Source organism: Cohnella cellulosilytica (genome assembly GCF_042431195.1).
In the GTDB taxonomy this organism is placed as follows: Bacteria; Bacillota; Bacilli; order Paenibacillales; family Paenibacillaceae; genus Cohnella; species Cohnella cellulosilytica.
In genome coordinates this window covers 35,457-59,523 of sequence record NZ_JBHMDN010000019.1, presented here as the reverse complement: position 1 = coordinate 59,523, position 24,067 = coordinate 35,457, and the positions used below count along the sequence as shown (strand labels likewise).

The window sequence follows — 24,067 nt, the reverse complement described above, 5'->3', positions numbered from 1 at the left end:
TGTCACGGGTTTACCCGTTCAAATTTCAGAAGCGTATAGCATCGGAAGGAGGTACATACCCCTTGGACCTTATCATCGGTTATCTTCTGGAGCAGCTTGGTCGGCTTATGGGGCAGCCCCACAGGGCTGGTGAGCTGGTTATTGCACGTCCTGCTTGATCTGGCTGCGCAGGTAACCGTCTATGAAAGGATCGAGATCGCCGTCCATGACCGCGCCGACGTTGCCCGTCTCCACCTGCGTGCGATGATCCTTGACCATGCTGTACGGATGGAACACGTAGGAGCGGATCTGGCTGCCCCAGGCGATCTCCATCTGTTCGCCGCGGACCTCGGCCAGCTCCTTCTGCTGCTCCTGGATTTTCAGCTCGTAGAGCTTGGACCGGAGCATCTGCATCGCCTTCTCCCGGTTCTGGATCTGGGAGCGCTGCGTCTGGCAGGCCACGACGATGCCGGTCGGCAAGTGGGTAATCCGGATTGCCGAGTCCGTCTTGTTAATGTGCTGTCCGCCCGCGCCGCTGGAGCGGTACGTATCGACGCGGAGATCGTCGGGCCGAATCTCGACCTCGATATCGTCGTTGATCTCCGGCACAACGTCGCAGGAAACGAAGGAGGTGTGCCTTCTGCCCGAAGCGTCGAACGGAGAGATGCGGACGAGGCGGTGCACGCCTTTCTCCGCTTTCAGATAACCGTAGGCGTTATGGCCGCGAATCTGGATCGTCACGCTCTTGATGCCCGCTTCGTCGCCGGGAAGATAGTCGAGCAGTTCAACCTTGAAGCCGCGCTTCTCCGCCCATCTCGTGTACATGCGGTACAGCATCTGCGCCCAGTCCTGCGACTCGGTTCCGCCCGCGCCGGGATGCAGCTCGAGAATCGCGTCCAGCTTGTCGTACGGCTGGTTGAGCAGAAGCTGCAGCTCGAAGGCGTCGACCTTGGCCGCCAGCTTCTCTACGCTCTCGCTCCATTCCGCGCTCAGCGCTTCGTCGGCTTCTTCCTCGAGAATCTCAAGCATATCCTCGAGATCGCGGCACTCGCCGGCCATGCTCTCGTATTGATCGACGACCGACTTGATCGCGTTCATCTCTGCGATAAGGTCTTGCGCCTTCTCGTTGTCGTCCCAGAAATTCGGTTCGCTCATCTTGACTTCGTAGTTCTCGATCTGTTCTTTCTTCAGATCTAAGTCAAAGAGACCCCCTAAGTTGCTGTAATCGCTTCGCGTTGGCGCGAAGGTCTTGCTTAACGGACACGTCTAATTCAAACATCTCGGTATCACCTCGTTGAAATCTTGGAAATGCGGAGCCGACCGCGCCGTCGCCCTGCCGCCGAAATTTCGGCTCAGGGCGACGGCTTGAGGCGGCTTATTCTTATTCTATGCGGCCGTGGCACATTTTGTATTTCTTGCCGCTGCCGCAAGGGCACGGATCGTTGCGTCCGACGGCGTTGGCGCTGCGGATCTTCGGCTTCTTCGGCCCGGCTTCTGCCTTCGTGTCGACGGCTTGGCCTTCGGCGACCGCTTCGCGCTTGGGCGCGGCCTGTACCTGCGCCTTCGTAATATAGAGCGCAACTTCTTCTTCGATCCGCTCGATCATGGCCAGGAACATGTTGTGGCCTTCGAACTGGTATTCCCTAAGCGGATCGTTGCCGCCGTATGCGCGAAGATGGATGCCTTGGCGCAGATGGTCCATGGAATCGATGTGGTCCATCCACTTGCTGTCCACGGCGCGCAGAACGACGACCTTCTCGAATTCGCGCATCGTCTCTACGCCGATCGTCTCTTCGCGCTCGTCGTAGTGCTTGTCGACCAGGCCGGTGATCAGCTCGATCATCTCTTCCTTTTCCTTGCCCCACAGATCTTCCTTCGTCAGGCGATCTTCCGGCAAGTAATGCGAATGAGCGTAGGCGACCAGGCTGTCCAAATCCCATTCCTCCGGAACGTCGTTGTCGGAGCAATGGCTTTCGACCGACTTGGCGATTACGGAACGGATCATGCCGGCGACGATGTCGCGGATGTTGTCCGAGTTCAGAATCGCGCGGCGGTCTCCGTATATTTTCTCCCGCTGGAGGTTGATAACGTCGTCGTATTGCAGAACGATCCGGCGAGTGTCGAAGTTGCTGCCCTCGACCCGCTTCTGGGCCGATTCGATCGCGCGCGTGATCAGCTTGCTCTCGATCGGAGATTCCTCGTCGAAGCCGAGCCGCTCCATCATGCCCATAATGTTGTCGGCGCCAAACCTTCTCATCAGTTCGTCCTGCATCGACAGGTAAAATTGCGACGAGCCCGGGTCGCCCTGACGGCCGGCGCGGCCGCGCAGCTGGTTATCGATCCGGCGGGATTCGTGGCGCTCGGTGCCGATGATGTGCAGGCCGCCCTTCTCGGCGACGCCGTCTCCCAGCAAAATGTCCGTACCGCGTCCGGCCATGTTCGTCGCGATCGTAACCGTGCCGTACTGCCCCGCGTTGGAAATAATGGCCGCTTCCTCGGCGTGGTACTTGGCGTTAAGCACCTGATGAGAAACGCCCTTCTTCTTGAGCATCTCCGAGATACGCTCGGAGTTCTCGATCGAGACGGTGCCGACGAGCACCGGCTGTCCCGTCGCATGCCGCTTCACAATCTCTTCGACGACCGACTTGTACTTGCCGTTCTCGGACTTGTACACGACGTCCGGTATATCGTTGCGGACCATCGGGCGGTTCGTCGGCACTTGAACGACCTCGAGGCCGTAGATGCGCTTGAACTCCTCTTCCTCGGTCTTCGCCGTACCGGTCATGCCGGCAAGCTTGCGATACATCCGGAAGTAGTTCTGGAACGTAATCGTCGCGAGCGTCATGCTCTCGTTCTGAACGGTGAGCTGCTCTTTCGCTTCGATCGCCTGATGGAGGCCTTCGCTATAACGCCGACCGGCCATCAGCCGGCCGGTGAATTCGTCGACGATGACGACTTCGTCTTCTTGAACGACGTAGTCGACGTCCCGCTTCATAATATAACGGGCGCGCAGCGCCTGATTTACGTGGTGGTTCAACGTCACGTGCTCGTGCGAGAACAGGTTGTCGATGTTAAAGGCTTTCTCGACTTTTGTTACGCCGGTCTCGGTCAGCGCGATCGTGCGCAGCTTGATGTCGACGGTAAAGTCCTCTGTATCCGCCAGCTTGCTGACCAGCCGGTCGGCCGCGTAGTAAAGCTCGGTCGACTTCTGGGCTTGTCCGGAAATAATAAGCGGAGTACGCGCTTCGTCGATAAGGATGGAGTCCACCTCGTCGATGATGGCGTAATGAAGAGGGCGCTGAACCATCTGCTCCTTGTACAGGACCATGTTGTCGCGCAGGTAGTCGAAGCCGAATTCGTTGTTGGTGCCGTAAGTAATGTCGCACGCGTAAGCCGCCTGCTTCTCTTCATGGGAAAGCCCGTGAAGGTTGCAGCCGACCGTCATGCCCAGGAAAGTATAAATCTGCCCCATCTGCGCGCTGTCGCGCTGAGCCAGATAGTCGTTAACTGTAATAACGTGAACGCCTTCGCCCTGCAGCGCGTTCAAATAGACCGCAAGCGTACCGACGAGCGTCTTACCTTCGCCGGTTCTCATCTCCGCGATTTTGCCGTGGTGGAGCACCATGCCCCCGATGAGCTGTACGTCGAAATGGCGCATGTTAAGCACGCGCTTGGACGCTTCCCTCACGACGGCGAACGCTTCGGGCAGGATATCGTCCAAGGACTCGCCTTTGGCGATGCGTCCGCGGAACTCGTCCGTCTTCGCGCGAAGCTGCTCGTCGCCGAGCGAGGAAATGGAAGACTCCAGGCCGTTGATCCGCTCGACGGTCTTGAGAAGCCGTTTCACCTCACGTTCATTGGCATCTCCGAATATTTTTTTGACAAGTCCCATCATAATCGAATGTACCCCTCTCTCTCGGGCTAAAAATGACGCGTACTCTAGCTATATCTTTACATTTTATCAGTTTGGGGGTATTGGAGCAAGGAAGCGCAGCTGGAAATTCTCTGGACATGGAAGTCATCCGGGCATAAAAAATGCTGCCTGGTCAGGCAGCGGAGGGAGAGATGAATTAGGGCTGATTCAGTTGAAGATCCCGCACGATGTTTTCTTGCTCTAGCGAACGAAGGCACAGTGTTTCAAGCAGACGCATCTGTCTTAGCTGGCCTTGCTTCAGCTCATCCGAATCCGACTTTAGCAGGGCTGTGGTTGATTTCAGTTCGGATACGTCTGTCTTTAGTTCAGCTACGTCTGTCTTCAGTTCGCCTATGTCGCGCTCCATTCTGGTGATCTTGGCGTCCATCACTTCTACGCTGTGCTTAATAGCGAGCAAAATTTCTTTCGTCCCGTCCATTCCAATCGCCTCCCTCGATTTCTTCCGGACTACTTGTGGAGCCGCTGAAGGTCGCTAACAATCGTCTCATATTCCACGGACCGAAGGGACAGCTTCTCCATGATTCGTTCCTGGCGAAGCTGGCCTTTCTGCAGCACGGCTACATTTTTCTTCAACGCCGCTACATCCGTCTTCAACGCCGCTACATCAGCTTTCAACTCAGCCACATCCGTTTTAAGTGACGCTACCTCAGACTTCACTATAGCAAATTCTTGCCTGACCTCCGCCTGAAACCCTTCGAACTTGGCCGCCAGCATGTCGACGCTATGCTTGATTGCCAGCATCATTTCCTTAGTTTCGTCCAATCGCTTCTCCTCCCCTGCTTCGAAGTGACACCCGGACTCGTGCAACTTGTCCCCTCATTATACTCCACATCGTCAGACAGTGCAGTAGTAATAATCCAGCTTTACGAGGCTCCTATGTCGTGAAAACAAAACGCCGCCCAACCTCCATAGAAGAAGTCGAGCGGCGCGTGCTTCGCGTCCGTGTGTTTGATGGATATAGAATAACATGGACAGGCGCCGCGTTCAAATTAATTTTTTGACAGCGCGAATCGACGAATTTCCTCTACAATAAAAGTGATCTCATCCGCTCCCAAGCCCGGGTAAACGCCAAGCCAGAAGGAGCGATTCATGACTTCGTCGGTGTGGGTTAAATCTCCGACGACGCGGTACCCTTGGCCGGATGAGCGCATTTCGTCGAACAAGGGCTGCCTCAGCAGATTTCCTGCGAACAGCATTCGCGTCTGAATACCTTTACCTTCAAGATGGCGGACAATCTCCTCTCTCGTAAAAGGCGCGTTATCCCTTACGGTCAGGAGGAAGCCGAACCAGCTCGGATCTGAATTGCTGGTCGCTCGCGGCAGCCGGAACAGATGAGTAAGAGGAAGCAAGCCGTCGTACAGCATCCTCCAGTTTCTTTTTCTGGCTTCGATAATATCGGGAAGCTTCTGCAGTTGGGCGCAGCCTACGGCCGCCTGCATATCGGTGATCTTCAGATTGTATCCGAAGTGCGTATATACATACTTGTGATCGTAGCCCTCCGGCAGCTCGCCGAACTTCTGGGAGAACCGGCGTCCGCACGTGTTATCTTTGCCGGAAGCGCACCAGCAATCCCGCCCCCAATCCCGGAACGACTCGACGGCTCGCTTAAGCCGAGGGTCGTTCGTGTACACAGCTCCTCCTTCCCCCATCGTGATATGATGCGGCGGATAAAAGCTTGATGTGCCGATATGGCCGACCGTTCCCGTGAAGCGCCACTGTCCGTCGTAAAAATATTTGGAGCCTAGCGCGTCACAGTTATCCTCGATCAGCCAAAGCCGATGCTTGTCGCAAAAATCGCGAACACGCTTAAGATCGAACGGATTACCCATCGTATGCGCGATCATGACGGCTCTCGTCTTGGGACTTAATGCGGCCTCCAGTCGAGAAACGTCGATATTGTACGTCTCCGGATCGATATCTACGAATACGGGCACGGCTCCGAACTGCACGATCGGATTCACCGTCGTCGGAAAAGAAGCCGCCACCGTTACGACCTCGTCGCCCTTGCGTATTCTCCGATCCTTGAGCATCGGAGAGGTCAGCGCCATAAAAGCGAGCAGGTTGGCGGAGGAGCCGGAGTTCGTCACCAGCGCATATCGCACCCCGAGAAAGGATGCGAGCTCCCGCTCAAAGCACTCCACGTATTTACCGCCGGTCAACCAGAAATCAAGCGACGAATCCACCAGATTGAGCACTTCCCGTTCATCGTAGAAGCGTCCTCCATACGAGATGGGGCGTCCTGGGGTAAAAGGCGGCTTCCTCGCGTGTTTGATCCGATAGTGGCGGGTCGTCTCGAGCAATACCCGTTTTCTGAGGATAGCTTCCAGAAGACGGGAAGAGCCTTGCGCAAGAAAGCCTTCGACTTGGTCAGCGGGAAGCGTGTAGGTTTTGTCGTAGACGATTTGTTCCACATTCATGTCCTCTAAGTTCGCATTGGGCTTCAGCATGATAAACTGCGCTTCTCCCTGTTCGTCACTCTCGGTTAGCGCAATCGCGACTCGTCGCGCTCCTCTCCAATTGATCTGCCAGATCGAGCCCAGTTGAATCGTCATTTTGCCCGCTCCTCCTCGTACTCGGCGATCTGGCGACGGCACAGTTCGGCGATATTTTCACCTTGCAAATAGGCTTTGTGCCATTCCACCGTCTTGCGCAGAGAGGTATCCAGATCCCAGCGCGGTCGCCAGCCAAGGCGAACTGCGGCTTTGGAGCTGTCCAGCTTCAACGCTCGGGCTTCCGGCCATCCCGGACTTGGCTGCTCCGGTACGGAGATGGCTGCGTTCGATCCCCACAATCGTGCAAGGCGATTGGCAACGTCACCTACAGACTGCACGTCGCGATCGTCCGGACCGAAGTTCCATGCTCCCCCGTATGCCGGACCATTCTTGTACAAAAGCTCCGCCAACCGCATGTATCCTTCCACTGGCGCCAGCACGTGCTGCCAAGGACGCGTCGCCAGCGGATTCCGAAGGACGCTCTCCCGGTCGGCCTCCAGAGCTTGCAAACATTCCGGAACGAGCCGGTCCTCGGACCAGTCGCCGCCGCCAATGATGTTGCCTGCCCTTGCGGTCGCTACGGCTACGCCGTGAACCGGATAACGCTCCATTGGAAAATAAGACTCCGTATACGCACGAACCGCCAGCTCCGAGCACGCCTTCGAAGCCGAATAGGGATCCTTGCCGCCCAAGCGTTCATTTTCCCGATAGCCCCATATCCACTCTTGATTCTCGTAGACCTTGTCCGTCGTTGCCACGACTACCGCGCGTACCGATGACACGCGACGGACGGATTCAAGCAAATTTACGGTGCCCATAACGTTCGTATCGAAGGTGTAGACCGGATCCGCATACGAGCGGCGAACGAGAGGCTGTGCGGCAAGGTGGAACACAACTTCCGGCTCGAACTGCAGGAAGGCCTCCTGCAAATCGTGTAAATTCCTGACGTCTCCGTGGCGGTCCGTCAAAACACGGCCGACTTCTGTTAGATGATACAGACTGGGGACCGTATGGGGCCTCAAAGCGTACCCGAACAATACGGCGCCTTGCCCAGCCAATGCGAGCGCGAGCCAGCTTCCCTTAAATCCCGTATGTCCGGTGATGAATACTTTGCGACCGCGCCAGAAATCGCTCATGGTCTCCCCTCCGCTGCCAGTCACCCGTTATGGCAATCTATTCTTTATCATATTGATGAAAAGCCGGGAAGGATTGTACTTTCGGAGAAGCGAGGCGGATGCCGTGGAGGGAAGCTTGATCTGACTAGTGTGCGTAATATTAAAAAGCCCCGGCGAGGTCGCCGAGGCTGGAGTTTTCGATTATGGATTATTGGGCTTCAATCAACCCATATGTGCCGTCGTTCCGACGGTAGACGACATTCACTTCCTTCGTGTCGGTATTCGCGAACACGTAGAAATTGTGTCCGACAAGATTCATCTGCAGGATCGCTTCTTCGACGTCCATCGGCTTCAGGTTGAAGCGCTTGGTCCTGACCAGCTCCATAGTGTCGTCTTCATCGCGGGCCATCGTCGACACGCTGCTTCCGTTGCCATTAACGTATTCTTCTTTGAACAACGCTCTGGCAGATCCCGGTTCGCGGAATTTGCGGTTGATCTTCGTCTTGTGCTTGCGAATTTGTCTTTCGAGTTTGTCCACCACGAAGTCGATCGATGCGTACATGTCGTCCCGTTTCTCCTCGGCGCGAAGCATCGCTCCCGGAAGCGGAATCATGACCTCGATGGCTTGATGGCCTTTGGTAACGCTCAAGGTTACATTAACCTCGGATTTCGGAGGCGTTTCAAAATACTTGTCCAGACGACTCAGCTTTTTCTCCACGTACTCTTTCAAAGCATCTGTGACTTCCATACGCTGACCTCGAATGTTGTATTTCATGGGGCAACTCCTCCTTTGCTTACCCCCATCATATCACATTTGAGATGGGCGATTCAAAACATTCAGTTAATAATTTTGAATTTTTTGAAAACTTAGTTTGGGCCTTGAAAAAGGAGAGAGAAAAGAAAAAACCCTGGATTTCTCCAGGGAAGCGCCATGATGCTTGTATGTGAGTTAGACGCGAAACGCGCCGTATGATTACAGTTTGGTAACGTTAGCCGCTTGAGGTCCTCTTGCGCCTTGAACGATGTCGAATTCCACCGCTTGACCTTCTTCAAGAGCTTTGTAACCGTCCATTTGAATAGCCGAGAAGTGAACGAAAACGTCCCCACCTTGCTCAGTTTCAATGAAACCGTAACCTTTTTCTGCATTGAACCATTTTACTTTACCTTGCATGTGTTAAACATTCCCTTCATATTCAAATGACGTTAGGCATTTATACCCAGCCCACATCTTGAATATAACATTAGGGAAAGATTGGTGTCAATGGTTTTTTGTAAGCGGTGTCATGCGAATGAGAAAGAAACGTTCTTCCCCAAATTCGAATGTAACAAACAATCTAATTACCTAAGAAGAATTCGATATTTGTCGTTAGTGGGTATGATTCACGTGAAGAAGGTGTTGGACCAACATATTATTGTTTGATGGCGCGTTGTACGCTACGTTATCTCTAAATAATTCTCGCTTTGGGGTGGAAAATCAGTTGTGTCCAATCTCGGCAATACTAAGGGGGTATCGGCTTGGAGATCGGCTACTCGCACTTCTGTCGTGAACCCTAGTTTACAACCCTTATCGGAAATATAAGCAAGTACTTCAGGATTATAAGAACCATATGGAAATACCATTGTCCAGTCGTTCGAATCTACGATTCCTTCTAAGGTTTCTAGTGATTTATTAATGTCCTTTTTCATCTCTCGTTGAGTAAGCTTTCCTAGCCAATAATGCTCATAACCATGGACAGCGAAATCCATGCCGCTTCTTTTCATTAGTCTAATTTGCTCGAAGTTCATATACAGCTCCCTCGAAAATGCGCCTTCCGAAATCGGGATGTAGATCCTAAACAAGTCGTCAATGATACGATCTCTTACCCATTCAGGCAACTCCATTTGGAGAAGCCGCTTGATAAAAATAATATCTTTGTCATCGAATCGATTCGCAATGGCCAACTTATCGTACAACTCTTCATTTGAAGGAAAGTCGAACTCCGTTCCCCGATAACGGTTTAACAGCTTGTACACTGTCGCAAGTAAATCCTGCTTCCGGTCTTCTCCCACAATCGCCAAAATAAAATGAATCTTGTTTACGGCCAAAACTTTATTTTCAGTTAATGGTTTTCCTGGAACGGCAAATAAGCCTCTAATTTTGTTTGCCATTAAGATCGGGAACACATTTAAGTAATGATCGATATATCCATCATCGAAGGTTAACAACAAGCTATTAGTCGGCAAGTCCCTTTTTGTTCTCATACACTCAACCGCCTCCTCGATGGAGACGATCGTGTACTTAGATTTGAAAAATTCGATTTGCTCAAGAAAATGTGATAACTCGAGCCCTTTAATACCAGGGTTTCTGCTATCAGCTAAATTCCTCACATAATGATACATGACTACTGTTAATTTAGAAACGATATCAGTTCACCTCTATCGCTAGGCTCGGCCTGTCCTGATCTCCGTCGCCTTTACAAATCGTTACATTGCTAACTGAGCTGTTCACCCAAATATCGATATTTTGTTGGACAAATGGTTCAAAATAATTCGGTATAACATTCTCATCGCTCTCATCTCGGAGCACAAAGCCAGCATTCGATAAACTCTGTTCTTCAATGCCATAACAATAAAAATCAATATACTCATACCCACGACTGGAAAGCAATATACTAAACTCTTCATATAAACCGGATAAAGCGAGGCAATCGCCAATATAATCAATAATGCGCAAAATCTTGCTACCATTGAAATGAATCTCTCTCCCAATCAAGATCGCCCGCATTGTTTGGCGTTCATCTTGAATGCCCCAAACGGAGTAGTTGTAGATCGGGTGCTGATAATACCTTCTATTTACATAATCCCCGTCCTTGTAAGGGATCGCTTCTTTATTACTCTCTAAGTCGTAGTTAGCCATTAATTCATCGATACTGGCGAGTTCTTTTAGCCGGTACTGGATTAACGAAGGATTTGCCGGTAAGATAACTTTGTTCTTAACAACAGCAATTCTGTATTCTTCCGCCTTTTCATTCAAACGATAAAAGTGATTCATTTTCCCAATATGAAATCCCAACATGACCTTCAAGATCGGAATAGAAGTTTTGGGATTGGCTCCAACACCAATTTCCGCCCTACACTTGCTTTCGACCATTAATCGCTTCATTAACTCGATCCCCAAAAAGGGTATATTCTCCTTGTTATCCCTTACTTTCCACATGACTCCCCATATATCCTTGCGGCTCTCGCTTCGGGATGCTTCAATGAATCCTAGAATTCCTTCTAGGCTTGATGTCTCTTTATCTATTGCCAGAATATAGTTTACTTTGTCAGCGAATTGATGCTCATAACAAAAATAACCTCGATTTCTAGCAAAGATGTGATCCGCTTTCCATTCCGTTGCGATAAAACTCATAATCTTCTCAATATCGTCTTCATTGGCCAAACGAATGATGTACTTCTCATCGAATTTATTCATCTCTCCACCCCAGTCTACTTGGAGATTGCAGCCAGCACAAAGGTACATACTGCTTTAATTGACTCGAAATTTTCGGGAGCCAACGCTTCTTCTTGAATATCAACGGACAAGTCGCTCTGGAGCCGTGAAAGCAGAATAATAATGTTCAGTGAATCCATTACTCCTGCATTGTAAAGATTGCTTGTATCTGTAATTTCGATATTTTTTTCGCTTGCCATTCGGTAAACTATTTCTTGGACACTCCTGCAAATATCCTCCATAATCTATCCACTCCAATTCTTATGCTTTAGCATACGTTTCTTCAAAAAATTTGTATCCATTACTCTTTATATTGGCGTGAATATACGCTTCATCACAGTTACCTTCCGTAATTAGATCTTTGATTAAAGCGAGAGCAAGATGAATTCTTTCTTCGGACTCTGTGCCAAAGGATACCCTGATGAATCGCTCAGTACTGGCACCATAGGCCGACCCCGGAACAGTAGCCACCCCATATTTAAATAGCAGGTACAAACAGAAATCCATTGAGCTGCCTTCAAACTGCCCAATATGAACAAAAAAATAAAACGTAGATGACCCCGGCAACCGCTTTAAGCCAATTTGATCCATATATTCTGAAATTCTTTGGCGCTTTTGAACAACTTCTCTTGCCTGTGGGAGCGTTATTGCGATGATTTCATCGAAATAACGCGCAAGATAATGTTGCAATATCGTTGGCGCGCACGTGATGAGATGTTGGTTTAATTTTTGAATGTTAGAAATGACCTCCACACTCGAAACAACGTATCCGATTCTCCATCCCGACATTCCCATATTTTTCGATAATGAGTTTACCACGATAATTCCGTCTTTATCAGGCACAAGATTGATCATGGAATAAAAAGTCTCATCCAACAAGAAATCACTATACGCCTCATCTACCAGAACATAAATCCCTCTGGACCGACATTGTTTATAAATAGAGGCAAGTTGCTCCTTGCTGTACAGCCATCCTGCCGGGTTATTTGGATTGTTAACGACCAACATTCTCGTCTTGCCAGTGAAATGCTTATGGAAGTCATCTATATCGCAATCGAAAGGAATAAACTTCGGGGTCACATCCACTAACCTTGCTTGCTCCTGGTAGCTCAACCATGCCGGTTCATGGATCAACACCTCGTCGCCGCTATTCAACACAGCTTGCATTGCCATATAAATAACAGGCTTTGATCCTGCTGTAATCAAAATTTCATTCTGATAATTGATCTCCGCTTTGTACTGCTTCAAATAAAACTCGGTGATCTTCCTTCGCAGCTCCGGAATCCCGTTGCTTTCCGAGTAGTGATAGCATTTCTCTACATTTAATTGATTAAAATCGAACATGGGGATATCAAAGAACGCCTCTCCCAAAGAAAGCGTAACGATGTCTCTTCCTTTTCTTTTTTGGGAATACACCAGTTCATTTATATAGATGGACAGCGCCGGAGGAATGCTGCTGACCCGGTTGCTTATTTGCATTTTCGGATTGTGCATAAGACTTAATCGCCTCCTTTCACAACAAACTTATTTTTCATCACTTTTCCGCTTGAAGTCTTCGGAAATTCACTGCTCAAATAAATATTGGCTGGCCATTTATAGTTCACGACATTTTTATGCAGCCATGCACTCAGTTTCGCCTTAACTTCCTCATTAGGATCCACAGGAATTACGAATAAGTTGTAGCTTTCTCCATAAAATTCGTGCTCCACTCGTACTGCCGCAGCTTCATGGATATAAGGAAGACTTTCAACTAACGCCTCAATTTCTTTAAGCGATACGAACAACCCACCTTTCTTAATGACATCCTGCCTTCTTCCAGACAACACGACTTGCTTGTCTTCATTAAGATATCCGATATCACCGGTTGCAAAAAATCCATCCTCATCCAGATCCATCTTGACTTCACCATCGCCAGTTAAATAGCCGCGAAATAGAAACGGCGTTTTCACCATGAGATTATAAACATCTTGCGTGTCTTCCCGAGAAGTGAATTTAAATGCGACATAGGGTAATACCTCACCAACGCTGGCTTCGGTGCGCTCCTTAAAGTTCTTTGCTGTTTCGGAGGTAAGGAACGTGGTCTCTGACAACGCATAGTTTTCGAGAATACACATCCCGAACTTTTGTTCAAATCCTTGTTTATCCGCAAGCGAGATCGGGGCTGTACCGATAAAAGATGTTTTAATATTTCTGCTTATTTCTAAGTGCTTTGGAGTATTAATTGTATTGGCTATTTTTAAAAGCCCCTTAGCAATCGTGGGCACAAGCCAAAGCGAGTCGATCTTAAATCGATCGACCGTCTGCCAGAAGCTTAGCAATGTGCGTCCACTGAACGTTTCTGTAATCACTATGCTTCCCCCGCTGCTGAGGGGGATCATTGCCAGATTAAATAGGCCTCCTAAATAGGACATGGGAAGGTAATTCCAAAATCTTGGTCTCTTATCGGGTAAATTGTGAATTTGGGCAAAAGCATACCCGCTAGACCATAGCGTATTCCCGTCGAGAACCATAGCCTTGGGCTCGCCTGTAGTTCCACTTGTCGAGAGATACAGCTTAGGGCTATCCCCTGTGGCCACTCTTTGCTCCGGAAGAAAGATCGGCAACCAACTGAAATCCCCGTCACAGGGAAGACTAATGATATGGGAGCTCTCAAATCTACTTAATGCGGTAAAATGAACGCTATCCAACTTTATACAAAGTCTCGGATCGATCAAGGAGCACCATCTCTCTACCTCGCGTTCCGTCGCGAAGCACGAAAGCGGAGCATAACCATATCCTCCTTTGATCGTGGCTAAGTAACAAATCACAGCCTCCGCCGAGTTAGGTAACAGTGACAATATATTGTCGCCTGGACGCGCCCCAAGTTGTTCAAATAAAATTAAATATCTATCCATATATTCGGACAATTCCCGGTATGTAATCTGAAGCTCTTGTATGCCCGCATCCACTATAATCGCGTCTTTCTGCCCATTTCCTTGCACTAACTGTCTCAAGTCGTCCGAGAAATTCCGCAAAGCTCCCTTCATAATTGCATTTCCCCCTCTTTAATCACCATTGTTCCGTCTATGTACATATTTGCTTTCGTCAATACGAAATCCAGATGAAACGAGACTTTGTTGCTGCCTCCAATCGTATAATTCGAACCGAAACCAAAATGAAGACTTCCATAGGAACCTTCATCGATCAACATATTGCCGCATAATACAGCATCCTTATTGAGCCCTATGCCGACTTCCCCAAGATAATAAGCTTTGTCGCTTTTTACTCTGGTGAATATTTTGTCCAATGCCTGGCAAATCTCTTCGTTTGCAGAGTATATAGAATCAATTTTTCCTTTGGAAATTCGAAGTTCAACTGTATCGGTCAATTTGCCGATAAGCTCGTGTGTAATAGATCCGTCTATAACCAGCATTCCTTCGGTACTGGCTTCGTTAGGGGCGATATTCGCTTCAATATCCGGCGGCGATCCTAATCGATAAAGCTGGTTAACGAAGCCCGGGCAACAATTCCCTCCCCTGTTTGAAATATCCATTTTCATTCTAGTTCCTGCTGCTGTCTCAATATATAACTCTTTCCCATTAGTCAATGCTTGAGTCATGGCTTCCACTGCTTGCAGCCTTGATCTGAAATCGGTAGCAACTGCGGGATCATTAAGCAAAGAAACCGAATATTCCGGCATACTTAAGAAACGGGATTTACCGTTAGTGGCTTCCAATCTGGCTTGGGTATGAGCAAGAGAATACTGCGTTAAACAAAGAATCAAATCTGAACTTTTCATCGCTTCTGCAACCTCATCAGGAGGTTCAATGCCATGAGTATCCGTCCTGATCAATTCGTAGGAGCTGAAGTTCGCGTGAATTCCCTCCAAATATTGAAGAAACACTGACGCTACGCCAAAGGTACTATTGTCATATAACACGCATACCCATTCGTCTGATTTCAAATCCCCACAATGCTCGATTATATGTTTAACAACGTTCATAACGGTACCTTCCTCTAACACAAATATAATAGTATTATCGGTTAATCAGCTTATAAATTAGATATAGCTATGATATAATATGCCCTGTCCAAAGAAATTTAACTCAGAAGCTAAGAGAGGATATTTACATATGATAAACGAATATGAAGGCTGGAAAAAATTCAAAGATGTAAATAATGATTTCTTTAGCTACCTTGATGAACTTCAAACCATGGATATAGAAACGAAAGACTTCCTTTATCACTTTCCCGTTTTTGTCGGCTATGTTAATATGTCCAGATTTCTATTCCTGTACGATTTGTATAAAAAAGTAAATGAATTGAATGGTCACATTGCTGATGTGGGTACATTTAAAGGGGCAACCTTATTATTCTTCACAAAATTGGTAAAGCTCTTTGAAAACTATACTTCAACTCAAGTTCATGGATTTGACTGGTTCATGGGGATGAACCCCGATGCAGGTGCTAATTCCACGTACAAAGGAGATTATGAGACTCTATTAAAATTAATAAAGCTACAAAAATTAGAGGATATCTCCATTGTTCATAAAATGGATATTACGAAAGAACTTAGGGGCTATTTCGAACAACACCCTTATTTACGTTATAAAATTGTTTTAATTGATTGCGGCATTAAAGAAGTGTTAGATTCTGCGCTCGAACATTTCTGGCCACGTTTAGTTCCTGGTGGAATATTAATCATGGATCACTATAATGCTGAAGTATCGAAAGATGAAAGTGAAATAGTCGAGAAATATATTGGAAGCAACTATGTCAGACAAGTTTCTTTCAGCAGGTCGCCTACTTGTTATGTAGTTAAAGAAAAGTAAGGTGAAGGTACAACCCATTCTGTACACAGCTCGCCGATCTTAGCTATCGGCGAGCTGATAGTGTTCTCTTACCATAAAGAGCAAGTACAATCAATTAGCGGAGGCGTCTCATGATTACTAATAAGCAAGATTATATGCGTTATCTTGAAGAAGATCGTCGTGCGCTTGGAGCCTATACCAAGTATCCGATCCTCCAGAATAACATCATGATATTATTGACTGATCCCTGCTGGAAATTCCAAAAGCTCTTACGCAAATTAGAGTATTGGACCAATTGTAAGTGCAGCGCGATATGGAGGCCTTATATCTACTACCTACGCTGGCGCTTCCAGAAGAATAGCCTATTACTTGGCGTTACGATTCCGCTTAACGTGTGCGAGGAAGGACTATGTATTGCACACTACGGAAGTATCGTCATTAGTCGTCATGCGAAAATCGGGAAAAGGTGCATCATCCAATCTGGAGTAAACATTGGAGGCAACGGCAGTGCCGCCACAATCGGAGACGACTGTTACCTCGGTCCCGGATGCAAAATATACAATCCCATCACAATTGGAAACAACGTTAAGATTGGGGCAAATGCTGTGGTCAACAAAAGCTTTCCTGAAGATAACATCGTCCTGGCAGGAATCCCTGCAAAAATCGTAAATCGCATTGATGAAGACTACAAAGTTCTCGGAATTACCAAGCGTTAAGTCCACCATCGACAATTATATTTTGCCCCGTCACATAACTCGAAGCACTCGAAGCCAAGTAAACAACAGCCCCTACCATCTCACTAGCCTCTGCCATGCGACCTAGCGGTATCCGTGCGGAATACTTCTGAACAAACTGTTCGTTCTGTCCACTCTCCACACCACCAGGAGTCAAAGTATTGACACGAATCTTATTTGGCGCCCAATAAGTAGCTAGATACTTCGTGAGTGCCACAACGCCACCTTTGGAAGCAGAATAAACAGCAGGTGAAGACAGTTTTTGCCCGAGATAATAGGAACCTTCATAAATACGATGATCTGGCCCCATAATGCCGTATATAGAAGCCGTTTGGATGATAGATCCACCTGTCCCTTGCCGAATCATTTGCTTGCCGACTTCTCTCGCTACAAGAAATGTGCCGTCGATGTTGATAGACATCACTTCTTGCCATTGCTCGAGAGAATACTCCTCGAAAGGAGCCAAGAAGCTGGCTCGATTAGCAGGGCGACTAGCTGCATTATTGTGAAGGATGTGAACCGCTCCCAACCTCTTTACAGTCTCCTCCACCATAGCTTCAACCTCACTTGGAACCGCCACATTACATTGCAATCCGATCGCTTGAACGGCATATACAGACGCTAATTCCGCCGCAAAGTCCTCTGCTCCCTGCCCGTTCAGATCGGCGATCGCAACATTCGCACCGAACTCACAAAGACCTCTACACACCTCCCGACCAATTATTCCAAGGCCTCCTGTTACTATAGCCGTCTTGCCTTCCAATTCAAATAATTTTCGATAAATCTGATTCATTCCGCTCCCCCTTCCAATCGTCCTCCAAGCAGCCATTCAACCATTTGCCAATCTAGTTCGCTATCAATATCAATGGATCTCTCTTCCGGCATAACATGTAGCAATGTATCAGGCAGAAATAGCGGATGGTCGTTTAGGATAAATTCTCGTCGCCAAATATAGATCGATGCGTTCATGTCGTAGCACTTAGGAGCATCCTGTCTACGAACAATTGGAACTTTCGCCGACTTTGATAAAAATACACGCCCCTCTTCGTCCGTTTCTACGAGATTAAAATACGGGGATCGACGAGCTGGCGTGCCCGTGATTAAATTAGATGCCCCTTTAGACTCTAACAAATACAGAGATTCAATGATATCTTCCTCTGTTCGTAGCGGCGAGGTTGCATCTAAATCCACCACAACATTAAATTGTTCGCCTGTCTTCAGTTCTACCTGTTGAATACAGTGGCGAATGGCAGGTAGCTTCGCGGATGTATCGCTTGCCATTTCAGGCGGACGCTCCACCAATATATCTGCGCCATATCGTTGAGCAACTTCGAGTATCGCATTCGAATCACTGCTCACAGCGATATACTTGAACTGTCCAGATCGTCTAGCAGATTCAATACTGTAAGCGATTAGTGGCTTTCGATGCATCTCACGAATGTTCTTATTAGGTATCCCCTTCGAGCCACCCCTTGCACAGATGGTACACAACCTACTCACGTCGTACCCACTCCTTAGCAGTAAACGATTTCTCTATCGCTTCGATGAGCTGAACAACTGCTAATCCATCACTCAACGTGCATAAATCACTCCATTGATCTTGGAGGATCGCTTGGTGTTGCGCCAAATAAGTGTCATTGCGCGCTGTCTGCAACACCTCAACCTGTCCATCTATTTCAAACAATCCGTTCCTCATGTCAACCCTATATGTATGCCGATCGGTCACGACAACGATCTCACGCCTGCCGGGCCGGTCTAAGTAATTCACTTGCAACGTAGCAATAGGACAGCGTTCAAGCGCTGCCAACACACTACACATATCTTCCCCGGTTACTTCAAGTGAACTGAATCGGCCACCTAATGCACTGACTTGCAGCCACTGCCCGCATAGCAACAGCATATAATCCAGTTCATGACTTAAGTCTCGAAGAACCCCTCCGCCTTCTTCACGTGAAGAAGAATAACTCAGTCGATAGTCACGTTGCGGTCGCCAATCCGGTAGAAATTGTCCCGCATAGATTGAAATAGACATTATTCGCTCATTTTGAAGTTCACTTTTTAATTTGCGAAGCAATGGATGGAATCGCAGGTTATAAGCAACTGCTATTCGCAATCTGTGACCTTCAGGAAGCAAGCGAGACTCAGCGAACAGCGGTTTTTCAACCAGTACTATGCCTTCCCACTGGCAATCAATTAATTCGATTAGCACGTTATAATGATCAGATGTCTTGTTTGCTACGACGATGTAGCTTGGACGCATTTCTTCTATGGCCTGGGACAAATTCATGTATGCGACAGGATACTGAATCTCTCGCGAACTAACGACCCCAACTTCTACGCCTAATTCTGTAAGAATCTCAGCATGCCGTCGTCCAATTGAACCGTAACCCACAACTAATGCCTTCATCCAAAAACCTCTAGAAACTCACTATTCGCCTTCTCAAAATCATCCGTTCGCCCGATGTCGATCCAGTATTCTCGAATTGGGAACACCGAGGTTTGCTCATGTCGCTGCATCAATTGATCGAACAAAGTCGTCATGTCATAGTAGCTATCTCGCGGAATATACGCAAGAATGCTTGGATCAATCACATAGATGCCGCCATTAATGAAAAATCTCTGCGTGGGCTTCTCTTGGAGCGCGCACAATCGATGCCCCTCTGTCTGAACTACCCCATACGGCACCTGAAACTCATATTCACGTACACACATTGTTGCTTTCGTACTCGTATCGATATGAAAATCAACGAGGTTGCCGAAGTTCACCTTCGTTAAGAGATCTCCATTCATAACGACAATCGGCTTTTCATGTTCCTCTTCAATAAGCGATAGTGCTCCCGCTGTACCTAGTCGCTTCTTTTCATGAATATAGCGAATCGTTACCCCCCAACGAGAACCATTACCGAAATAATCTTGTAACATTTCCGCTTTGTAGTTGACTGAAATATAAAACTTATGAAAACCACTCGAAATAAAGTTTTCCAAAATAATCTCTAGAATTGGCTTCGTACCAACCCGTAGTAATGGCTTTGGCATATCTTTCGTTAGCTCACCGAGTCGACTGCCCAGACCACCTGCCATCAGCACCACCCAATTATCACGATGATGCGTATGCATGAGATCGTCCAATAGCTGCAGCTTAATAACTTTCCCATCACCATCTAAAATAGGAAACTGACGCAGCTTTAAATAATTCATAATCGACAACAATGTCTCCCGATCCATATCGGTCGTCGCCGTTCGGGGCTGTCGATTCATGATCTCGGATACCGGAGCTTCGACACGAACTCCGCGCAAAATTCCACGTCGGACATCGCCGTCCGTTACCGTACCAAGTAACCGCCGCTCCTCATCCACGACAAGTGCAATTTGAACCGTACCGCGATCAATGATTTGCAGAACCTCGAAAATCGATTGTTCCGGTGAAATGAATATCTCTTCAACAGGGATCATTATGCCTCTCCCTCTTTCTTTCCGTGGCTGGAACTCCATAAACAAATGAATGCGAAGCGAGACTATTAATGACAACAGCTCCCGCACCTACGACACTGCGTTCGCCAATCGTCAAATTCGGAAGAATCGTTGCTCCTGCACCGACGTATACACTTTCCGCAACGTTAACATCGCCGCATATCGTCGTTCCTGGCATCAAAGCAGCGTGGTCGCCAATGCACGAACCATGATCGACAGACGCTCTCGTATTAATCAGGGCGTTCTGTCCAATGACGGCATCCGTCTGCACAACAGCACCCGCCATAATTTGCGCGCCTTCGCTCACCTTGACGCTCGTGGAAACAATCGCAGCATCATGAATGAGCGTCGCAAATTGATACCCTTTAGACTTATATCGGTTAAATAGAACCTCGCGGAGAGAGGAACCCACGATAAAACCTACTCCCATAACCAATTGAACTTCATTCGGTGCGAAGGCTTGCATCTGTTCATCCTCACCTAAATAAGGTACTGCATTAATATGCGAACTAGGCTCTTTGGAAATGTAACCGATTATCCGTATGTTTTGACGCAAGAGCAAGTCGAGACATACAGTAGCATGTCCACCGCCGCCGACAAGTATAAATGGTGTATCCACGCGATCACTCACCATTCGATCAATTCATCTTCCGCATAACTGCGGCTCGCCTTAAGTCCTAATAAGCTCCAATACATCGACGGCGGAAGTCCATTGCCCGGACGCTTTAGTGTTAGGTTCGTTTCGTCGAACGTCTCTCCCTGTTGAATATCACGTGAGGCAACAATACTTTTTCGCGCAGGCACCCTATTTTTAAGTTCGGAAACCGCCGGATATTTGACGCTAGTTCCAAATGCTATTTCGATATGTCTGATCTGCTTAATCATCTCTTGAATTTCATGTGGCTCTAGCGACGCCTGATGATCAGGACCTTCCATCGTCTTGTCCAATGTAAAATGCTTCTCAATGATGACTGCACCCAATGCAACTGCAGCGACAGAAACTTCCGAACCAAGCGTGTGATCCGAATATCCGACAGGTAGAGTGAATGCCTGCTCCAATGTCTTCATCCGATTCAAATGAACATCCTCGTACGGAGTAGGGTACTCCGTCGTACAGTGGAGCAACATCACCTTATCCTGTAATGCTGTCTGCCCTTCCTCGGAGGAATAAGCGCTCTTGAAAGCCATCAATGACGGCTTGGCAGCACGATCAGTGACCAAACCAAAAGCAATGACACTCAATGCTTCCTCGACTTCACCAATCGTCGCCATTCCAGTTGAAACGATCAGTTCACACTCTGTTCGCGCTGCTTTTAACAGGAACGGAAGGTTCGTCAGATCACCAGATGATAACTTCAGCCGATTCAGCTTTAACGTATCCGTCAACAGAGCAAGGCTTTCATCATCAAATGGAGTCGATAAAAAATCAATCTGGTGCTCACGGCAACATTCGATCAACGCGCAGTGATCGTTCAAAGATAATTCCAATCGACGAATCATATCTTGTTGCGACTCTTCCGCATCCGTAAGCCGCTTCTGATACTCTGCCTTCTCGGCACTGTTGCTAACGAGCTTGTTCGCTTGGAAGGTTTGGAATTTCACTGCGTTGGCACCAACTCTAGCTGCCTCTGCAACTAGCTGTTTTGCTATCGCCAGCGAGCCATTATGATTAACTCCCGCTTCCGCAATGATATAAGTTGATGGCTTCATATGATGGCCTCCGATCTTAGATCATAAAAGGATTTCATCAACAGCCCTTCCAGCTTTACGGACTTTAAAACTCGCTTAATCTTCGGAGCAGCATTCCCTTCACCATATAAAGAAACGACATCCGACAGTGATTCGCTGAAAGTGTCCGATAACGCCCACTGAATAGTGGCTACGATCTCCTCGCTTGACGAACCGCAATCCAACACAGAAGCCGCCTTGATCCGTCCCGCTTGCCGTGACCCAATATTAACAGTCGGCACGCGGAACATTGGAGCTTCTATAATACCGCTCGACGAGTTGCCAACGACAGCCTTTACATATCTTAGCGCGCTTAAATATCGAAGCTGCCCTAATGAAGTGAAACATTTAACTCGATCCGGATGGCTAGCAGCATATTCGTCCATCATCTTAGCGATAATGCGCCCGTCTGTATCCGAATTCGGTTTGGTAAAAACGATCTTTGCTTGCGGGAAGCGTTCCAGTGCAGTCAGAAGCTGTGTCATTAATTCACTAGAAGATTGCTTCGACAGCGTAAGAGGGTGATACGTCACTAACAAATTGACTTCACCTAGCTTGAAGTCCAATGCGCGCTCCAGTTCGTCCTTCTCCAACAGCTTGATCTTTCGAATGTTATCGAGGCCAATTGCCCCAACATTGTAGACGCGCTGAGGGTCTTCCCCCAGTTGAATAACACGCTGCCTATACGGCTCAGCCGACGTAAAATGAAGGTGCGATATCTTCGTAATCGAGTGACGAATGGCTTCGTCTATTGCGCCTTCTGTGCTCTCACCGCCGTGAAGATGCGCGATTGGGATATTCGCAATCATAGCCGCCTGCGCTGCCGTCATGATCTCATATCGATCCCCGAGCAATACAATGAGATCCGGTTTTAGACGGTCTAGCGCATCCGCAAACCCGATCAGCGCCAGCCCCATCGACTTCGTGATGCCAACGGGTGTGTCACTAGAGAGCAACATCTCTACCTTTGCATCGATCGCGAATCCGTCGTCCACGATTTGTTGCATGGTCAGTCCGAATTCAGGCGACAGATGCATACCGGTGACAATGAGCAGCAATTCAATAGCTGGATCATCGCGCAACTCCCCTAGCAACGGAGTCAGCAGCCCGTACTCGGCTCTTGTTCCGGTGACGACGGCTATTCTTCTTCCCTGATCCAATGTCATAAATACATCAGCCCCTGACTGCTCGGTATGTTAATCACCGAATGTTCCAACCGTTCCGTTACCGTAAGAGTCATGCGCGGATGATGCCCAAACATCGGTAATCGATGCATTGGAGTCCAGATTGGACGCGTTTGGAATCCTGCCTTGTTCGTCTGCACCAATATCTGATCACGCAACTTCACGTTAGGCTTATCTAGAATGATCGCATTCAACCAGTAGTTACTGCGACAATACTCGGGCTCTTCCATTAGGCGAACACCCTCTATCCCTTGAATAAGCTCCTTGTACCTTTCAGTAACTATTCGTTTATCCGCAATCGTTTCGTTTAATCGCTCCAATTGCGCACAGCCGAGTGCAGCGTTTAAATTCGGCATTCGGTAATTGAATCCGATCTGATCATGGTGGAACTCCCAGCGATGTGGAAGCTTAGCTGTCGTCGTCAGATGCTTCGCCTTCCTCGCCAGTTCTGCATCATTCGTCACAATCGCGCCACCACCGCCAGTTGTCACGATTTTATTACCATTGAAGCTGATCGCCCCAATCTTTCCGAATATGCCTGTATGCTTGCCTTTATAAATAGAACCTAATGACTCAGCCGCATCCTCAATCAGCACCAGCCGATACTTGTCACACAACTCCACCAACGCCTCCAAGTCAACTGGATGTCCGAATGTGTGCATCGGCACAACAGCTTTAATCCGGTTGCCTGTCACACGATTTCTTACATCGCCCTTAGCATCAAATTGGACAATATCGTACAAATAACGTTCCAACTCCGTGCCGTCCATTCCCAGAGTGGTTTCCGTTACATCCACAAAATGGGGGATCGCACCGCAATACGAAACAGCATTTGCTGTAGCAACAAAAGTCAAAGAAGGGATTAGCACTTCGTCCCCTTCTTTGACTCCCGCTAACAACAAGCTCATATGTAAAGCGGCAGTACCGTTCACAACAGAGACAGCATATCCCGCTCCAGTATACTCCGCAAGCTCCCGCTCGAATCGATCAACGAACGCACCCGCAGAGGACACCCAGCCTGTATCAATACATTCCTTGACATAATCCCACTCATTTCCCGAAAACCGAGGTTCATGCAAAGCAAGCATCCGTCCTCGTCGAGGAAATGCCCTGTCCAGCATGTCGACGATAGTTCCCGCCAAATGTTGCTTACTCACCTTGCATCCCT

The 24,067-nt window shown here is 48.2% G+C and carries 24 protein-coding genes; 2 read left to right on the top strand and 22 right to left on the bottom strand.

The window, feature by feature from the left end; genetic code table 11:
* Positions 1-138: 138 nt before the first annotated feature.
* The 14 genes from prfB to ACFFT4_RS15155 form a co-directional block, all read right to left on the bottom strand.
* A protein-coding gene (prfB, locus tag ACFFT4_RS15220) for a peptide chain release factor 2 (RefSeq protein ID WP_378048997.1) occupies positions 139-1,258 on the bottom strand; the annotation gives its coding sequence in 2 pieces (ribosomal slippage) (positions 139-1,179 and positions 1,181-1,258; 1,119 coding nt in all).
* A gap of 102 nt (positions 1,259-1,360) precedes the next feature.
* On the bottom strand, positions 1,361-3,874 hold the full coding sequence (gene secA, locus ACFFT4_RS15215; RefSeq protein WP_378048995.1) for a preprotein translocase subunit SecA: 2,514 nt from the start codon (positions 3,872-3,874) through the stop codon (positions 1,361-1,363).
* A gap of 175 nt (positions 3,875-4,049) precedes the next feature.
* A complete protein-coding gene (locus tag ACFFT4_RS15210) occupies positions 4,050-4,331 on the bottom strand; it encodes a hypothetical protein (protein ID WP_378048993.1) in 282 nt (93 codons plus the stop codon).
* Between the two features lie 29 nt (positions 4,332-4,360).
* A complete protein-coding gene (locus ACFFT4_RS15205) occupies positions 4,361-4,675 on the bottom strand; it encodes a hypothetical protein (RefSeq protein WP_378048992.1) in 315 nt (104 codons plus the stop codon).
* A 227-nt stretch (positions 4,676-4,902) separates the two neighbouring features.
* Positions 4,903-6,465 (bottom strand): lipopolysaccharide biosynthesis protein RfbH, encoded by a 1,563-nt coding sequence (gene rfbH / locus ACFFT4_RS15200; RefSeq protein ID WP_378048990.1) that lies wholly within the window; start codon positions 6,463-6,465, stop codon positions 4,903-4,905.
* The gene (gene rfbG, locus ACFFT4_RS15195) at positions 6,462-7,541 is read right to left on the bottom strand and encodes a CDP-glucose 4,6-dehydratase (protein WP_378048988.1); all 1,080 of its coding nucleotides are present in this window, start codon (positions 7,539-7,541) and stop codon (positions 6,462-6,464) included. Before rfbG ends, rfbH begins: the two co-directional genes overlap by 4 nt.
* A 187-nt stretch (positions 7,542-7,728) precedes the next feature.
* A complete protein-coding gene (gene hpf, locus ACFFT4_RS15190; RefSeq protein WP_378048986.1) occupies positions 7,729-8,295 on the bottom strand; it encodes a ribosome hibernation-promoting factor, HPF/YfiA family in 567 nt (188 codons plus the stop codon).
* A gap of 198 nt (positions 8,296-8,493) precedes the next feature.
* The gene (locus ACFFT4_RS15185) at positions 8,494-8,691 is read right to left on the bottom strand and encodes a cold shock domain-containing protein (RefSeq protein ID WP_378048984.1); all 198 of its coding nucleotides are present in this window, start codon (positions 8,689-8,691) and stop codon (positions 8,494-8,496) included.
* Between the two features lie 263 nt (positions 8,692-8,954).
* Positions 8,955-9,761 carry a polysaccharide deacetylase family protein gene (locus ACFFT4_RS15180; protein ID WP_378048983.1) on the bottom strand — a complete coding sequence of 269 codons (807 nt, stop codon included), beginning with the start codon at positions 9,759-9,761 and terminating at the stop codon, positions 8,955-8,957.
* 163 nt (positions 9,762-9,924) lie between these two features.
* Positions 9,925-10,974 (bottom strand): hypothetical protein, encoded by a 1,050-nt coding sequence (locus tag ACFFT4_RS15175; protein ID WP_378048981.1) that lies wholly within the window; start codon positions 10,972-10,974, stop codon positions 9,925-9,927.
* Between the two features lie 14 nt (positions 10,975-10,988).
* Positions 10,989-11,234: a phosphopantetheine-binding protein gene (locus tag ACFFT4_RS15170; protein ID WP_378048979.1), complete on the bottom strand. Its 246-nt coding sequence runs from the start codon at positions 11,232-11,234 to the stop codon at positions 10,989-10,991.
* Positions 11,235-11,253: 19 nt separating this feature from the next.
* Positions 11,254-12,486, bottom strand: coding sequence for a pyridoxal phosphate-dependent aminotransferase (locus tag ACFFT4_RS15165; protein WP_378048977.1), 1,233 nt, complete (start codon positions 12,484-12,486; stop codon positions 11,254-11,256).
* A gap of 5 nt (positions 12,487-12,491) precedes the next feature.
* Positions 12,492-14,018, bottom strand: coding sequence for a class I adenylate-forming enzyme family protein (locus ACFFT4_RS15160; protein ID WP_378048975.1), 1,527 nt, complete (start codon positions 14,016-14,018; stop codon positions 12,492-12,494).
* A complete protein-coding gene (locus tag ACFFT4_RS15155) occupies positions 14,015-14,974 on the bottom strand; it encodes an aminopeptidase (protein ID WP_378048973.1) in 960 nt (319 codons plus the stop codon). Before ACFFT4_RS15155 ends, ACFFT4_RS15160 begins: the two co-directional genes overlap by 4 nt.
* A gap of 130 nt (positions 14,975-15,104) precedes the next feature.
* Between ACFFT4_RS15155 and ACFFT4_RS15150 the strand changes: the two genes are divergently transcribed.
* Positions 15,105-15,803 carry a class I SAM-dependent methyltransferase gene (locus ACFFT4_RS15150; RefSeq protein WP_378048971.1) on the top strand — a complete coding sequence of 233 codons (699 nt, stop codon included), beginning with the start codon at positions 15,105-15,107 and terminating at the stop codon, positions 15,801-15,803.
* A gap of 110 nt (positions 15,804-15,913) precedes the next feature.
* Complete coding sequence (locus ACFFT4_RS15145) at positions 15,914-16,498, top strand: serine O-acetyltransferase (protein ID WP_378048970.1); 585 nt, start codon at positions 15,914-15,916, stop codon at positions 16,496-16,498.
* Here the strand turns inward: ACFFT4_RS15145 and ACFFT4_RS15140 are convergent.
* Genes ACFFT4_RS15140 through ACFFT4_RS15105 form a run of 8 tightly spaced genes read right to left on the bottom strand, consistent with a single transcriptional unit; the run spans position 16,485 to position 24,056 of the window.
* Entirely contained in the window at positions 16,485-17,309 is an 825-nt protein-coding gene (locus tag ACFFT4_RS15140) for an SDR family oxidoreductase (protein WP_378048969.1), read from the bottom strand. The two genes, ACFFT4_RS15145 and ACFFT4_RS15140, sit on opposite strands and share 14 nt — an antisense overlap.
* The gene (locus ACFFT4_RS15135; RefSeq protein ID WP_378048967.1) at positions 17,306-18,016 is read right to left on the bottom strand and encodes an acylneuraminate cytidylyltransferase family protein; all 711 of its coding nucleotides are present in this window, start codon (positions 18,014-18,016) and stop codon (positions 17,306-17,308) included. The genes ACFFT4_RS15140 and ACFFT4_RS15135 overlap by 4 nt, the downstream gene beginning before the upstream one ends.
* Entirely contained in the window at positions 18,009-18,923 is a 915-nt protein-coding gene (locus ACFFT4_RS15130) for a Gfo/Idh/MocA family protein (protein WP_378048965.1), read from the bottom strand. Before ACFFT4_RS15130 ends, ACFFT4_RS15135 begins: the two co-directional genes overlap by 8 nt.
* The gene (locus ACFFT4_RS15125; protein ID WP_378048963.1) at positions 18,920-19,969 is read right to left on the bottom strand and encodes a nucleotidyltransferase family protein; all 1,050 of its coding nucleotides are present in this window, start codon (positions 19,967-19,969) and stop codon (positions 18,920-18,922) included. Before ACFFT4_RS15125 ends, ACFFT4_RS15130 begins: the two co-directional genes overlap by 4 nt.
* Positions 19,956-20,621 carry an acetyltransferase gene (locus ACFFT4_RS15120; RefSeq protein WP_378048961.1) on the bottom strand — a complete coding sequence of 222 codons (666 nt, stop codon included), beginning with the start codon at positions 20,619-20,621 and terminating at the stop codon, positions 19,956-19,958. Before ACFFT4_RS15120 ends, ACFFT4_RS15125 begins: the two co-directional genes overlap by 14 nt.
* Positions 20,615-21,697 carry an N-acetylneuraminate synthase gene (gene neuB / locus ACFFT4_RS15115; RefSeq protein WP_378048960.1) on the bottom strand — a complete coding sequence of 361 codons (1,083 nt, stop codon included), beginning with the start codon at positions 21,695-21,697 and terminating at the stop codon, positions 20,615-20,617. Before neuB ends, ACFFT4_RS15120 begins: the two co-directional genes overlap by 7 nt.
* Positions 21,694-22,881 carry a UDP-N-acetylglucosamine 2-epimerase gene (gene neuC, locus ACFFT4_RS15110; protein ID WP_378048958.1) on the bottom strand — a complete coding sequence of 396 codons (1,188 nt, stop codon included), beginning with the start codon at positions 22,879-22,881 and terminating at the stop codon, positions 21,694-21,696. The genes neuB and neuC overlap by 4 nt, the downstream gene beginning before the upstream one ends.
* Positions 22,878-24,056, bottom strand: a complete 1,179-nt coding sequence (locus tag ACFFT4_RS15105) for a LegC family aminotransferase (protein ID WP_378048957.1) — start codon at positions 24,054-24,056, stop codon at positions 22,878-22,880. The genes neuC and ACFFT4_RS15105 overlap by 4 nt, the downstream gene beginning before the upstream one ends.
* Between the last annotated feature and the right edge of the window lie 11 nt (positions 24,057-24,067).

What these genes read in the sequence shown, in the direction of transcription:
- secA (WP_378048995.1), bottom strand. Translation starts at nt 3,874, where the DNA reads ATGATGGGACTTGTCAAAAAAATATTCGGAGATGCCAATGAACGTGAG.
- ACFFT4_RS15210 (WP_378048993.1), bottom strand. Translation starts at nt 4,331, where the DNA reads ATGGACGGGACGAAAGAAATTTTGCTCGCTATTAAGCACAGCGTAGAA.
- rfbH (WP_378048990.1), bottom strand. Translation starts at nt 6,465, where the DNA reads ATGACGATTCAACTGGGCTCGATCTGGCAGATCAATTGGAGAGGAGCG.
- rfbG (WP_378048988.1), bottom strand. Translation starts at nt 7,541, where the DNA reads ATGAGCGATTTCTGGCGCGGTCGCAAAGTATTCATCACCGGACATACG.
- hpf (WP_378048986.1), bottom strand. Translation starts at nt 8,295, where the DNA reads ATGAAATACAACATTCGAGGTCAGCGTATGGAAGTCACAGATGCTTTG.
- ACFFT4_RS15185 (WP_378048984.1), bottom strand. Translation starts at nt 8,691, where the DNA reads ATGCAAGGTAAAGTAAAATGGTTCAATGCAGAAAAAGGTTACGGTTTC.
- ACFFT4_RS15180 (WP_378048983.1), bottom strand. Translation starts at nt 9,761, where the DNA reads ATGAGAACAAAAAGGGACTTGCCGACTAATAGCTTGTTGTTAACCTTC.
- ACFFT4_RS15175 (WP_378048981.1), bottom strand. Translation starts at nt 10,974, where the DNA reads ATGAATAAATTCGATGAGAAGTACATCATTCGTTTGGCCAATGAAGAC.
- ACFFT4_RS15170 (WP_378048979.1), bottom strand. Translation starts at nt 11,234, where the DNA reads ATGGAGGATATTTGCAGGAGTGTCCAAGAAATAGTTTACCGAATGGCA.
- ACFFT4_RS15165 (WP_378048977.1), bottom strand. Translation starts at nt 12,486, where the DNA reads ATGCACAATCCGAAAATGCAAATAAGCAACCGGGTCAGCAGCATTCCT.
- ACFFT4_RS15160 (WP_378048975.1), bottom strand. Translation starts at nt 14,018, where the DNA reads ATGAAGGGAGCTTTGCGGAATTTCTCGGACGACTTGAGACAGTTAGTG.
- ACFFT4_RS15155 (WP_378048973.1), bottom strand. Translation starts at nt 14,974, where the DNA reads ATGAACGTTGTTAAACATATAATCGAGCATTGTGGGGATTTGAAATCA.
- ACFFT4_RS15150 (WP_378048971.1), top strand. Translation starts at nt 15,105, where the DNA reads ATGATAAACGAATATGAAGGCTGGAAAAAATTCAAAGATGTAAATAAT.
- ACFFT4_RS15145 (WP_378048970.1), top strand. Translation starts at nt 15,914, where the DNA reads ATGATTACTAATAAGCAAGATTATATGCGTTATCTTGAAGAAGATCGT.
- ACFFT4_RS15140 (WP_378048969.1), bottom strand. Translation starts at nt 17,309, where the DNA reads ATGAATCAGATTTATCGAAAATTATTTGAATTGGAAGGCAAGACGGCT.
- ACFFT4_RS15130 (WP_378048965.1), bottom strand. Translation starts at nt 18,923, where the DNA reads ATGAAGGCATTAGTTGTGGGTTACGGTTCAATTGGACGACGGCATGCT.
- ACFFT4_RS15125 (WP_378048963.1), bottom strand. Translation starts at nt 19,969, where the DNA reads ATGATCCCTGTTGAAGAGATATTCATTTCACCGGAACAATCGATTTTC.
- ACFFT4_RS15120 (WP_378048961.1), bottom strand. Translation starts at nt 20,621, where the DNA reads ATGGTGAGTGATCGCGTGGATACACCATTTATACTTGTCGGCGGCGGT.
- neuB (WP_378048960.1), bottom strand. Translation starts at nt 21,697, where the DNA reads ATGAAGCCATCAACTTATATCATTGCGGAAGCGGGAGTTAATCATAAT.
- neuC (WP_378048958.1), bottom strand. Translation starts at nt 22,881, where the DNA reads ATGACATTGGATCAGGGAAGAAGAATAGCCGTCGTCACCGGAACAAGA.